General features: G+C 66.1%; 14 protein-coding genes, 2 tRNA genes and 1 pseudogene. 13 read left to right on the forward strand and 4 right to left on the reverse strand.

Going from position 1 to position 10,629, the window contains the following annotated elements:
* The 7 genes and pseudogenes from JHC81_RS11960 to JHC81_RS11990 all read left to right on the forward strand — a co-directional run.
* On the forward strand, positions 1 to 857 hold an 857-nt coding region (locus JHC81_RS11960; protein ID WP_292175003.1), incomplete at its 5' end, for a leucyl aminopeptidase.
* Positions 858 to 944: 87 nt separating this feature from the next.
* Positions 945 to 1,265 (forward strand): annotated as a pseudogene (locus tag JHC81_RS11965) (endonuclease domain-containing protein); the annotation flags it as partial.
* 90 nt (positions 1,266 to 1,355) lie between these two features.
* Positions 1,356 to 1,814, forward strand: a complete 459-nt coding sequence (locus tag JHC81_RS11970) for a DNA polymerase III subunit chi (protein ID WP_292175024.1) — start codon at positions 1,356 to 1,358, stop codon at positions 1,812 to 1,814.
* Positions 1,815 to 1,819: 5 nt separating this feature from the next.
* Positions 1,820 to 2,128 (forward strand): hypothetical protein, encoded by a 309-nt coding sequence (locus tag JHC81_RS11975; protein ID WP_292175004.1) that lies wholly within the window; start codon positions 1,820 to 1,822, stop codon positions 2,126 to 2,128.
* 26 nt (positions 2,129 to 2,154) lie between these two features.
* Positions 2,155 to 2,448 carry an I78 family peptidase inhibitor gene (locus JHC81_RS11980; protein WP_292175005.1) on the forward strand — a complete coding sequence of 98 codons (294 nt, stop codon included), beginning with the start codon at positions 2,155 to 2,157 and terminating at the stop codon, positions 2,446 to 2,448.
* 11 nt (positions 2,449 to 2,459) lie between these two features.
* Positions 2,460 to 2,732: a hypothetical protein gene (locus tag JHC81_RS11985; RefSeq protein ID WP_292175006.1), complete on the forward strand. Its 273-nt coding sequence runs from the start codon at positions 2,460 to 2,462 to the stop codon at positions 2,730 to 2,732.
* Between the two features lie 56 nt (positions 2,733 to 2,788).
* Positions 2,789 to 4,486 (forward strand): hypothetical protein, encoded by a 1,698-nt coding sequence (locus JHC81_RS11990; protein WP_292175007.1) that lies wholly within the window; start codon positions 2,789 to 2,791, stop codon positions 4,484 to 4,486.
* A 10-nt stretch (positions 4,487 to 4,496) separates the two neighbouring features.
* Here the strand turns inward: JHC81_RS11990 and panC are convergent, their stop codons facing one another.
* On the reverse strand, positions 4,497 to 5,372 hold the full coding sequence (panC, locus tag JHC81_RS11995; protein ID WP_292175008.1) for a pantoate--beta-alanine ligase: 876 nt from the start codon (positions 5,370 to 5,372) through the stop codon (positions 4,497 to 4,499).
* Between the two features lie 38 nt (positions 5,373 to 5,410).
* On the opposite strand from panC, the gene JHC81_RS12000 reads away from it, so the two are divergent.
* The 3 genes from JHC81_RS12000 (at position 5,411) to JHC81_RS12010 (ending at position 7,471) form a co-directional block, all read left to right on the forward strand.
* Positions 5,411 to 6,058: a hypothetical protein gene (locus tag JHC81_RS12000; protein ID WP_292175010.1), complete on the forward strand. Its 648-nt coding sequence runs from the start codon at positions 5,411 to 5,413 to the stop codon at positions 6,056 to 6,058.
* 128 nt (positions 6,059 to 6,186) lie between these two features.
* Positions 6,187 to 7,026, forward strand: coding sequence for a division plane positioning ATPase MipZ (locus JHC81_RS12005; protein ID WP_292175011.1), 840 nt, complete (start codon positions 6,187 to 6,189; stop codon positions 7,024 to 7,026).
* A 13-nt stretch (positions 7,027 to 7,039) separates the two neighbouring features.
* On the forward strand, positions 7,040 to 7,471 hold the full coding sequence (locus JHC81_RS12010; RefSeq protein ID WP_292175013.1) for a molecular chaperone DnaJ: 432 nt from the start codon (positions 7,040 to 7,042) through the stop codon (positions 7,469 to 7,471).
* Between the two features lie 19 nt (positions 7,472 to 7,490).
* On the opposite strand, the gene JHC81_RS12015 is transcribed toward JHC81_RS12010, so the two are convergent.
* Entirely contained in the window at positions 7,491 to 8,033 is a 543-nt protein-coding gene (locus JHC81_RS12015; RefSeq protein ID WP_292175015.1) for a DUF924 family protein, read from the reverse strand.
* Between JHC81_RS12015 and ilvC the strand changes: the two genes are divergently transcribed.
* The gene (gene ilvC, locus JHC81_RS12020; protein WP_292175016.1) at positions 8,032 to 9,048 is read left to right on the forward strand and encodes a ketol-acid reductoisomerase; all 1,017 of its coding nucleotides are present in this window, start codon (positions 8,032 to 8,034) and stop codon (positions 9,046 to 9,048) included. The genes JHC81_RS12015 and ilvC overlap by 2 nt on opposite strands.
* Before the next feature lie 66 nt (positions 9,049 to 9,114).
* On the opposite strand, the gene JHC81_RS12025 is transcribed toward ilvC, so the two are convergent.
* Positions 9,115 to 9,191: transfer RNA gene (locus tag JHC81_RS12025), tRNA-Pro, on the reverse strand.
* Between the two features lie 156 nt (positions 9,192 to 9,347).
* On the opposite strand from JHC81_RS12025, the gene JHC81_RS12030 reads away from it, so the two are divergent.
* Positions 9,348 to 9,421 (forward strand) — tRNA-Gln (locus JHC81_RS12030).
* 84 nt (positions 9,422 to 9,505) lie between these two features.
* On the forward strand, positions 9,506 to 9,973 hold the full coding sequence (locus tag JHC81_RS12035; protein WP_292175017.1) for a DUF1036 domain-containing protein: 468 nt from the start codon (positions 9,506 to 9,508) through the stop codon (positions 9,971 to 9,973).
* A 28-nt stretch (positions 9,974 to 10,001) separates the two neighbouring features.
* Here JHC81_RS12035 and JHC81_RS12040 read toward each other — a convergent pair.
* Positions 10,002 to 10,629: prolyl oligopeptidase family serine peptidase (locus JHC81_RS12040; protein WP_292175020.1), on the reverse strand; the 628-nt coding region annotated here is incomplete at its 5' end.

Below are 10,629 nucleotides of genomic sequence, written 5' to 3' on the forward strand. Positions count from 1 at the left end.
TCCTGGGCGAGAAGGAGCTCGAGAAACTGGGCTTCCGCACACTGCTGGCCGTCGGTCAGGGCAGCCGCCGCGAAAGCCAGGTCGCCATCATGAAATGGAACGGCGGCACCAAGGGCGATCAGCCCATCGCCTTCGTCGGCAAGGGCGTCACCTTCGACACCGGCGGCATCAGCCTGAAGCCCGCCGACGGCATGGAAGAGATGAAGTGGGACATGGGCGGTTCGGCCGCCGTGACAGGCCTGATGCATGCGTTGGCCGGTCGCAAGGCCAAGGTCAATGCCGTGGGCGTCATCGGCCTGGTTGAAAACATGCCGGACGGCAACGCCCAGCGTCCGGGCGACGTCGTGGAATCGCTGTCGGGTCAGACCGTCGAGGTGTTGAATACCGACGCCGAGGGTCGCCTCGTGCTGGCCGACTGCCTCTGGTATACGCAGGAGCGCTTCAAGCCGAAATTCATGCTGGATCTGGCCACCCTGACAGGAGCCATGATCGTCGCCCTAGGGCTGGAGTACGCCGGGGTGTTTTCGAACTCCGACGAACTGGCCGACAACTTCCTGGCCGCCGCGCCGAAAGTTGGCGAGAACGCCTGGCGCATGCCGATCCCGAGCTTCTACGAGCGCCACATCGACACCCCCATTGCCGATGTGAAGAACACCGGCAACGGGCGCGCCGGTGGCTCTATCACCGCGGCCCTGTTCCTGCAGCGCTTCACCAATGGCACGCCGTGGGCGCACATCGACATCGCGCCGGTGGCCTGGGTCAAGGACAGCCGCAATCCGACCGTTCCCGACGGTGCTGTCGGCTGGGGTGTGCGCACCCTGGACCGCATGGTGGCAGATTCGTATGAGGCCCACTGAGCCTTCCCCCCTTGCGGGGGAAGGTGGCCGGCGGAGCCGGTCGGATGGGGGGTGTGCTTCCCGGTCTGAACGATTAGCCTGCCGTTCATGGCTGTTCATCATGACCGGGCCTACGCAGCGGCGCGCCGCCAGCGAAAGACGCCGACAACCGCTGAAAAGGCGTTGTGGGCGCTCGTTCGAGACCGCCAGGTGTCGGGTCTGCGATTCCGACGCCAGATGCCGATCGGGCCCTATGTCGCGGACGTCTGTTGTCCGGCCTACAAGTTGGTCATCGAGGCAGATGGCGGGGTTCATGTCTTACGTGAAGCGGAAGACCAGCTCCGAGACGACTGGCTTCGAGGCAACGGTTTTGCCGTCCTGCGTTTTCCAAACGCCGTCATTCTCGGGCAGCCGAACGCCGTCCTGGATGCGATCCGTGCTCATGCTACTTTTACAGGTCAACACACCCCCCATCCGTCTCGCTCCGCGAGCCACCTTCCCCCGCATGGGGGGAAGGACGTGAGTGCTGGACCTGAGTTCTGGTTCTATCATCTGGAGCGATCCTCGCTGGACGAGGTGCTGCCCGGCCTGCTGGAGAAGACGCGCGAGCGCGGCTGGCGGGCGCTGGTCCGGTCGTCGGATGCGCGGCTGCTGGAAGACCTCGACGCCCGGCTGTGGACTTATCGGGACGACAGTTTTCTGGCCCACGGGCGTGCGGACCAGGCCGAGGCGGCGCGTCAGCCCATACTGCTGACCGAATCGTCGGAGAACCCAAACGGCGCTCAGGCGCTGTTCATCGTGGACGGCTCAGACATGGGCGCAACGGAGGGGTTCCAGCGATGCTTCATCATCTTCGACGGACGGGACGAGACGGCGCTGACCGGCGCACGCGTACGCTGGAAGACGTTGAAGGATGTCGGAGCCAATCTGGCTTACTGGAAACAGTCGCCCGAGGGGCGCTGGGAAAAGGCAGCCTGATTGCCTTGGCCGTTCTGGCCGCCTGCTCCACGCCCGCGTCGGATGCCGTGGCACCGCGCACCATCGAAGAGGCCCAGCTGAATCAGCCGGTCGGCAGCCGCGTGCCGCAGGACCCGACAGCCGATCTGTGCAAGGCTGGCGAACTGCAATGGCTGGTCGGCAAGCCGAAGACCGAAATTCCCGTGCCGGTTCAGGTCGTCAATCGCCGGGTCGCCTGCACGACCTGCGCGATCACCGAGGATTATTCCCCCTATCGCCTGAACATCTTCTTCAACGAACGCACCGAGATCGTCGAACAGGTCCGTTGCGGATAAGCCTGAACCCTAGGGAGACCAAGCCGATGAAGACCCTGACTGTCGTTCTCGCCGCCACCGGCCTGATGGCCGCCGCCTGTGCGCCGATTGAAGATACCACCACACCCATGCCGCCCGCCGATGGCCCGACCCAGTGCAAGGCCGACCAGTATCAGCGGTTCGTGGGACGCAACCGCTCCGAACTGCCCGCCAAGCCGGCCAGCGAGACCTGGCGCGTGACCTGCACCACATGCCCGGTGACGATGGACTACAACCCGACGCGTCTGAACATCGTCTATGAAGAAGCGACCGGCGTGATCCGGGACGTCAAATGCGGATGAGGACGCTGGCAATGGCTGCCATTGCGTCGCTGGGCGCTACGGCATGCGCACCGATGGAGGCCTCGGCGCCTGCCGTGCCGGGCGCGAATGGCCCGCAGCGGTGTGACGCCGCTGACGCCCAGTCACTGGTGGGCACGCATGTCGGCGTGGTGACATTCGCGCCGGACGCCAATGTGCGCATCGTCTGCACGACCTGTCCGACGACCCGTGACCTGCGGCCCGATCGGCTGAACGTGCGCTTCGACCAGGCGACGGGCATCATCAAGTCGGTCGATTGCGGGTGATCTTGGCCTAAGGCCTCTCCCGGTCCATGATGCGTCAGGGCAGGGGAGACGCAATCATGCGGACCATACTTCTGGCGGGCGTCTGTTTGGGCAGCGTCCTTTGCGCGCCCGCGGCCGTGGCTGATGCGACGGCAGACCGGGCGGCGCGGGAGCTGATCGAGAATCCGCAGGTCTGTGGACGCGCGGGCACGGCCAATAGCGGCACGCCCGTGGCCGACATGGTGATGGTCGAAGGCTTCGGAAACGGCGGCTTTTTGATCGATACGACCAATCCGGAGGCCCAGGCCTGGTTCAACCACGGCGTCCGGCTGCGCTGGGCCTTCGAGCATTCGGAATCGGTCCGGGCCTTTCGCAAGGCCCGGCTGCTGGACCCGAGCTGTGCCATGTGCGCCTGGGGCGAGGCCTGGGCGCTGGGGCCCAATCTGAACGGCGGCGGCAACGATCCCGACAGCCAGGCCACGGCGCTGAAGGCCGCGCGCGACGCCCGTCGTCTGGGCCGCCGTGCCACGCCGATGCAGCGCCAGATGATCGACGCCCTGATCCAGCGCTATTCGGGGCGCGAGGCCACGCGTGCCGAACGCTATGCCACCCGCATGGACCGGATTGCACAGCGTAACCCTGGCGATGTGACCCTTGCCGCACTGACCGCCGATGCCTGGATGCTGAAGGCCGACGAGTGGTGGGATGACGACGGCAAGGCCGCCGATCCGGCCATCACCCGCGCCATGAACATTCTGGAGACCTCGCTGGCCAAGGCCCCGGACGATCCCGGTACCATCCACCTGTATATCCACCTGACCGAGTGGTCGGACGACCCGCACAAGGCTATTCCCTATGGCGAGCGGCTGGCGCGTCTGGCCCCGTCGGCCAGTCATCTGGTGCACATGCCGTCGCACACCTTCTATCGCGTGGGGCGCTACAAGGACGCCATGATGTCCAACGTCAACGCCGTGGCGCTGGACAAGCGATACAATACGCTGGCGGCACCTCCGGGCGGGGTCGTCGGCATGCCGCTGCATGGGCACAACCTGCATTTCGGCATGGGCGGGGCGCTGATGGCCGGCGGGGCCGAGGAGGGGCTGAGGCTGGCCGAAGGATTCCTGACCACCTATCCGGAGGTGTCGCCCGACAATCTGTGGCGCCAGGCCATGTCGAACAATGCCTATGCCCTGTATGGCCGCTACGGTTCGGCCGAGCAGGTCGCGGCCCTGAAGAAGCCGGCCGACAGCCTGCCGATGATGCAGATCAGCTGGCACTATGCGCGTGGCGAGGCTGCTGCGCGGGCTGGTGATGCCGCGGCCGTCCGTGCCGAGGCTGAAGCCATCGCCGCCCTGCGTGACCACCCGTCCTTTGCGACCGGGCCCATGGTCGAGATGCGGGCCGGGTTCGTCGAGATCAGCCAGCGCATCCTGGAGGGCCGCGCGGCCATGCTGTCGGGTGATGCCGATGCCGCTGTCACCGCGTTCGCTCGCGCTGCCGAGATCCAGGGCATGGGCGAAGAGGGCGGGGACCCGCCCATCATCTGGTACCCGATCCGCCGCAGCCTGGCCGCGGCCCTGCTGGCGAAAGGCGACGCCGCCGCCGCGCGGGCGAAGGTCCTGGAGCTGCTGGAAGACTGGCCCAGCGACCCCTACAGCTATTTCGTCCTGGCCCAGGCCGAGGCAGCGCTGGGAAATGAGGCGGCAGCGGATGACGCGCGGCGTCGGTCGCGGGTGGAATGGGTGGGCGGGGCGATGTCTCTCAACCTGGCCTGACGCCCGCGGTTCAGCCCGCCGGAACCGCCATGTTGTCGATCAGCCGGGTCTTGCCCAGCCAGGCGGCGGCGAGGATGCGCCCCGGTCGATCGACCCGATCATCGTCGAAGGTCGCCAGACTGTCGGCCTGGCGGATGGCGACATAGTCCACCTTGGTAAAGCCGGCCGTCAGCAGCGACTTTGTCGCCTCAGCTTCAATCTCTGCGACCGAACCGCCCGCGGTCGCATCGGCTGCGGCCAGGGCAAGAATGCCGTTCAGTCGTCGGGCCACCTCGATTTCGTCAGCGGAAAGGTAGGCATTGCGCGATGACAGGGCCAGGCCATAGCCGTCGCGCTGGGTCGGGGCGCCGACGATGCGAGTGGGGATGTCGAGGTCGCGCACCATGCGCCGCACGACCATCAGCTGCTGGTAGTCCTTCTCGCCGAACACGGCGACATCGGCCTGGACCTGGTTCAACAGCTTGGCCACCACCACGGCGACGCCGCCGAAGAAGTGAGGCCGGAAGTTGGTCTCCAGCCCCTCGGCAGGCCCACCCACACTGACGCCGGTCGAGAATCCCTCGGGATACATCTCGTCCGTTGTTGGCGCGAACATCAGGTGGCATCCGGCGCCGGCCAGCAGTTCCGCGTCGCGCGCTTCCTGACGCGGGTACGAACCCAGGTCCTCATGCGCCGCGAACTGGGTCGGATTGACGAAGACACTGGCCACCACGCGGTCGGCCTGCTGACCGGCTTCGCGCACCAAGGTCAGATGGCCTTCGTGCAGCGCCCCCATGGTCGGGACGAAGCCGACGGTCAGGCCCTGTCTCTTCCAAGCCCCGACGGTCTGACGCAGATCGGCGACCGTTGTGACGAGCGGCAGGGCAGGGTGGGGCGGCTGGTCCATTAACCCGCTTTCAAAATCGCTGTGGCAGGGTGTGCCTTATGACCTTCGTCGCTTGCGTCCGTCCAGTGCTGGTCCTGCTCGCCGTTGCAGGAGTTGGGGCCTGCGGCGCCGTCGAGGACCCGCACCGTTTCGAGACGGTGGCCCAGCAGGTAGCCGACATTCCGCTGGATGGTCAGGTTCAGCCGAAGGTTCAGTCGGTGAAGGCGCAGGCGGAGGGCGGCCTGCGACCCGCGCTCCAGGTCGATGTCATGGATGTGCACGACTTCTGGGATGCGCGGGACGGCATCGTCTCGGCGACCGACGCCGTCGTCGATGGGGTGGCCGACAGCGTCAAGCCGGTCGTGTCGCGTGCGGTCGTGCGGCAGGCTGAAGACACCGCCGATGGCATCGCTCTGCGCCCAGCGATCCACGCGCAGGATGTGCCGCTGGCAACGGTCATGCGACCCTCGTCCGGACTGGTCCAGCTGGGCGCCTATGCCAGCGAGGAAGCGGCCAGAGCCGCCTGGGTCCGCTTGAAATCCGGCAGCGCCGCCTGGGCGCTGGAGGGGCTGACGCCGGTTTACGAGGCCGTGGAAGTGAACGGCCGTCGTCTGGTGCGGCTCAAGGTCCAGACCCCGCCTGCCGGGGCACCCGCTGTCTGTGCGGCCGCGGGGATCGACGACCCCTGGTGCCATCGCGCCACTTAGACCCGGCTTGTCGCGGGCATCCACAGTTATGCCGTTAAGGTCTCGTTGACGTCCGCTGCGCCCAGCGCGACTTTGTCCGTCATTGACCGCGCGCGTGAGTCGGCGGTCGCATGAAGGCAAGCGCATCCATGTCGGATCCCACAGTCATCGTCGTCGGCAATGAAAAGGGCGGGGCCGGCAAGTCCACCCTGGCCATCCATATCGTCACCGGCCTGCTGCATGCGGGCAAGCGGGTGGCCATCATGGATCTGGACCTGCGTCAGCGGTCGCTGTCGCACTTCTTCGCCAATCGCGCCGCCTGGTCCGCCGCCAACCAGCAGCCCCTGCCGATGCCGACGGAGCCCGATCTGGGCGACGGCAAGGCGCTGGCCCGCGCGGGCGAGGCCGAGCAGACGGCGACGTTCCAGGCCGCCTTCGCCGAGGCGCAGGCCAACGCCGACGTCATCCTGATCGACACGCCCGGCGGGGACACCGTCCTGTCGCGGCTGGCCCACGGCCTGGCCGACCAGATCGTCACACCGATGAACGACAGTTTCGTCGACTTCGACCTGTTGGGTCAGGTCGATCCTGGGACGATGGACCTGATCAAGCCGTCCATCTATTCCGAGAGCGTCTGGGAGGCGCGCAAACAGCGGGCGATCACGCGCGGTCGCAACGCCACCATCGACTGGATCGTGGTCGCTAACCGCCTGGCCGTGGCCGAGGCCCGCAACCGGCGTCGTCTGGAAGAGCGGATGCAGAAGCTGTCCAAGCGCGTCGGTTTCCGCATGGGGCCCGGTCTGCGCGACCGTGTCATCTATCGCGAACTGTTCCCGTTCGGCCTGACCGTGGCGGACCTGAACAACGATATTCGCCCCGTCGCCGTATCGCTGGCCCATGTCGCGGCGCGTCAGGAGATGCGCAGTCTGATGCAGGCCCTGGGTCTGGAAGACGCCTCCCTGTCGACCCCGCTCGACGCGGCGGCGTGATCGAAGTGCAGGCATGAATCTGGCCTGGCTGGCCCTCGCCGCCATCGCGGTCTGGGCCCTGATCCGGTTGGGTCGTCAGACCGAGCGTGATTCGGGCCGTCGCGGACGGGCCCACTGGCGGGTCGCGGCGACGCTGTTCGCGGCGGTCATGATCGGCTGTGGCGTCCTGCTGGCCTTTCGCAGCGCCTGGCTGCCCGCTGTCGGCCTGATCGGCGCGGGACTATGGCTGACCTTCGCCTCGCGCCATCGGCCTCTGCCACCGCGTGGCGACGGCCTGACGGATGCCGATGCGCGCTCGATCCTGGGTGTCGGAGCTGATGCGACGCCGACCCAGATCAATGCAGCGTGGAAACGCCAGATGGCACGCGCCCACCCGGATCAGGGCGGCACGGAAGGGCTGGCGTCCCGGCTCAATGCCGCGAGGGATCGCCTGCTGAAGCGCTGAAGCGCCGCGGGCGGCCCGCCTAACCGCCGAACCCGCCCTCATCCAGAAACGCCTGCTCTTCGGATGTCGTTTCGCGGCCCAGCATGGCGTTGCGGTGCGGGAACCGTCCGAAGCGAACGATGATGTCGCGGTGGACTTTGCCCCATTTCATCAGCTCTTCGTCGCCGTCCGCCAGGGCCAGATAGCGGTCCTGATCCTCCAGCCGCTCGGAATGCTCGAAAGGCAGGATGACGAAGTTTCTCAGTTCAGGTTCGAACGCCAGATGGTGCCCGCGCTCGACCGCCTGATTGGCGAACATCAGGGCCAGGGGGTCTGTGGCGAACTGGTGCGCCGTGCCGCGAAAGCTGTTCCGGGGGAACTGATCCAGCAGGATCATCAGGGCCAGCGCCCCCTCCGGCGTCTCCATCCAGTGATCCAGCTCGCGCCGCGCCGCCGCGACATGGGCGTCATGGAAGCGCCTGCGGAAGTCGGCATCGAAGGCGTCGTCCTTGGCGAACCACTTTTTGGGGCCGGCCTCTTTCCAGAAGCCGACGACGTCCGAAATCGCTATCTGTGTGCTCATGACCCAGACCCTAGCGGCTCCTTTGCCCGTATTCCACGACCGCAACTGCGACTTGTCGATCATTCGTGGCAAGCGCGTCGCCATCATCGGCTATGGCAGCCAGGGCCGGACGCATGCGCTGAACCTGCGCGACTCGGGCGTCACCGACATCGTCATCGGGCTGAAGGCGACCTCGGCGACACGCGCGAAGGCCGAGGCCGACGGCTTCGCCGTCATGACCGCGGGTGAAGCGACGGCCGGGGCCGAAGTCGTGGCCGTGATGGTGTCGGACGAGGCGCACCGCGATCTCTGGACCGACGAGATCGAACCGAACATCCGCACCGGTTCCGCCCTGATCTTTGCCCACGGCCTGTCGGTGAGGTTCGGCCTGGTCCGGCCGCGTGCCGATCTGGACGTCATCCTGGCCTCGCCCAAGGGAATCGGGCCGCGCATCCGCGATCTGTACGAGGAAGGCCAGGGCGTCTTCTGCCTGTTCGGCGTGCATCAGGATTTCAGCGGTGGGGCGCATGCGCTCGGCCTGTCCTATGCGGAGGCGCTGGGCTGTGGCCGCAAGGGCATACTGGAGACAACCTTCGCCGCCGAATGCGAGAGCGATCTGTTCGGCGAACAGGTCGTCCTGTGCGGCGGGACCGCCGAGCTGGTCGATGCGGCCTTCATGAAGCTGGTCGAGGCCGGCTATCCGCCCGAGGTCGCCTGGTTCGAAACCTTCTACGAACTGAAACTGGTGACTGACCTGATGTACGAACGCGGCATCGCCGGGGCCTTCGCCCGTATCTCGAACACGGCGGAATACGGGGCCTATCTGACCGGCCCGCGCATCATCGGTGAGCCTTCGCGCGCCGCCATGGACGACGTTCTGGCCGAGGTCCGTTCCGGAGCCTTCGTCGATCGCCTGATGGCCGACTATGACGCGGGCTCGCCCGAACTGCTGTCGCACCGCAAGGCTCTGGGTCAGCGCACCATCGAGGCCGTCGGCACGCATCTGAACGAGGTCGCGGCCAAGGCGCGGGACTAAAAAAACAGAGATGCTTAGGCGCTCAAGCAGCGAGCCCCCGAGGGGCAAGCGTTAGCGCCACAAAAATGGTCGGAGTGAGAGGATTCGAACCTCCGACCCCTGCCTCCCGAAGGCAGTGCTCTACCAGGCTGAGCCACACTCCGACTTAAGGAGGCGGTGTATAACGGCGGGGTCGAGCCCTCGCAAGCGGCGAAACGACGGCTTTGAAAATAGTCTGAAAACCGGTCCTTGCATCGCGTCGTCCCTTGTCGTATCTCGCACGCCTTCCGGCGGTTCGGCCCCGGAAACGCCGGACCTGCTGGGGAATGGTGTAATGGTAACACAGCGGTTTTTGGTACCGTCGTTCTAGGTTCGAGTCCTAGTTCCCCAGCCATCGGCCTTCGACTTTGCGGTCAGGCTTCGTCAGGTGAGTTGCAGGCCCTGAGCCGGTAACTTCGACGTTATGGCTCCCAGATTCTTGTCCATCGTCCACGCCGCCGCTTCGGTCAGCACGATCTCGCTGGGGACGGCTGCCTATGCGGATCATGCCGACGCTTCGTCTCCATCGCGCGTGGCTCAGAGCGCGCTGACCGACATCGTTTACTGCAACAGGAGCGCGCTGCGTGCCGGAGCGGCTGTGTCCTACGTCGAGCCGAGCGACAACCGCTTCTGGACGCGCGGCTGGGTCATTCTGGAGCCGGGCGAATGTCGCACCATGGCCTCTACCCCGAACCTGACCTTCTATGCCTATGCCGAAACCTTCGATGGTTCGAATGTGAGCTGGCAAGGCACGCACAGCCTGTGCGTTGTCTGGCCCACGATCTTCAGCATCAGGGTCGATGGCACCACCTGTGCCCCGGGACAGGAAACGAAGCCGTTCCTTCCGATCCAGGCCACCGGGCCCGGACCCCATATCTGGACCTTGGACCCGGTGCCTCAGCGCTGAGACGTCTATTTCACCGCCTTAGTATGTATCAGGCCGTCTCCCACCCCTTGTCGATGGCCCAGATGGCGAAGGCGTAGTCGTGGGCGACTTCCTTCAGGAAGTCGAAACGACCCGAGGCCCCACCGTGCCCGGCCTCCATATTGATCTTCAGCAGGATGGGCTTGCCCGAGGTGGTCGCGGGACGCAGCTTGGCGACCCATTTTTCGGGTTCCCAGTAGGTGACGCGGGGATCGGACAGGCCGCCGGTGGCCAGGACGGCCGGATAGGCCTTGGGCTCGACCTGATCATAGGGGCTGTAGCTCAGCATATAGTCGTAGGCCGCGGCGTCCTCGATCGGATTGCCCCACTCCGGCCATTCCGGCGGCGTCAGCGGCAGGCTGGTGTCGCTCATGGTATTGATCACATCCACGAAGGGCACCTGGCCGATCACCCCGGCCCACAGGTCGGGCCGCATGTTGTTGACCGCCCCCATCAGCAGGCCCCCGGCCGAGCCACCCTGGGCCACGATGTTCCCGGCGGTGGCATAGCGGCGCTGGATCAAATGTTCGGCGGCGGCGATGAAGTCGGTGAAGGTGTTCTTCTTGGTCATCTTGCGGGCCGACAGGAACCAGTTCCAGCCCTTGTCCGACCCGCCCCGGATATGGGCGATGGCATAG

The sequence above is a fragment of the Brevundimonas sp. genome (genome assembly GCF_016463295.1).
Taxonomy (GTDB): domain Bacteria; phylum Pseudomonadota; class Alphaproteobacteria; order Caulobacterales; family Caulobacteraceae; genus Brevundimonas.

Coding starts and splice junctions, on each gene's coding strand:
- JHC81_RS12010 (WP_292175013.1), top strand. CDS start 7,040: ATGAATCTGGCCTGGCTGGCCCTCGCCGCCATCGCGGTCTGGGCCCTG.
- panC (WP_292175008.1), bottom strand. CDS start 5,372: ATGGACCAGCCGCCCCACCCTGCCCTGCCGCTCGTCACAACGGTCGCC.
- JHC81_RS12015 (WP_292175015.1), bottom strand. CDS start 8,033: ATGAGCACACAGATAGCGATTTCGGACGTCGTCGGCTTCTGGAAAGAG.
- JHC81_RS11980 (WP_292175005.1), top strand. CDS start 2,155: ATGAAGACCCTGACTGTCGTTCTCGCCGCCACCGGCCTGATGGCCGCC.
- JHC81_RS12005 (WP_292175011.1), top strand. CDS start 6,187: ATGTCGGATCCCACAGTCATCGTCGTCGGCAATGAAAAGGGCGGGGCC.
- JHC81_RS11990 (WP_292175007.1), top strand. CDS start 2,789: ATGCGGACCATACTTCTGGCGGGCGTCTGTTTGGGCAGCGTCCTTTGC.
- JHC81_RS11985 (WP_292175006.1), top strand. CDS start 2,460: ATGGCTGCCATTGCGTCGCTGGGCGCTACGGCATGCGCACCGATGGAG.
- JHC81_RS12000 (WP_292175010.1), top strand. CDS start 5,411: ATGACCTTCGTCGCTTGCGTCCGTCCAGTGCTGGTCCTGCTCGCCGTT.
- ilvC (WP_292175016.1), top strand. CDS start 8,032: ATGACCCAGACCCTAGCGGCTCCTTTGCCCGTATTCCACGACCGCAAC.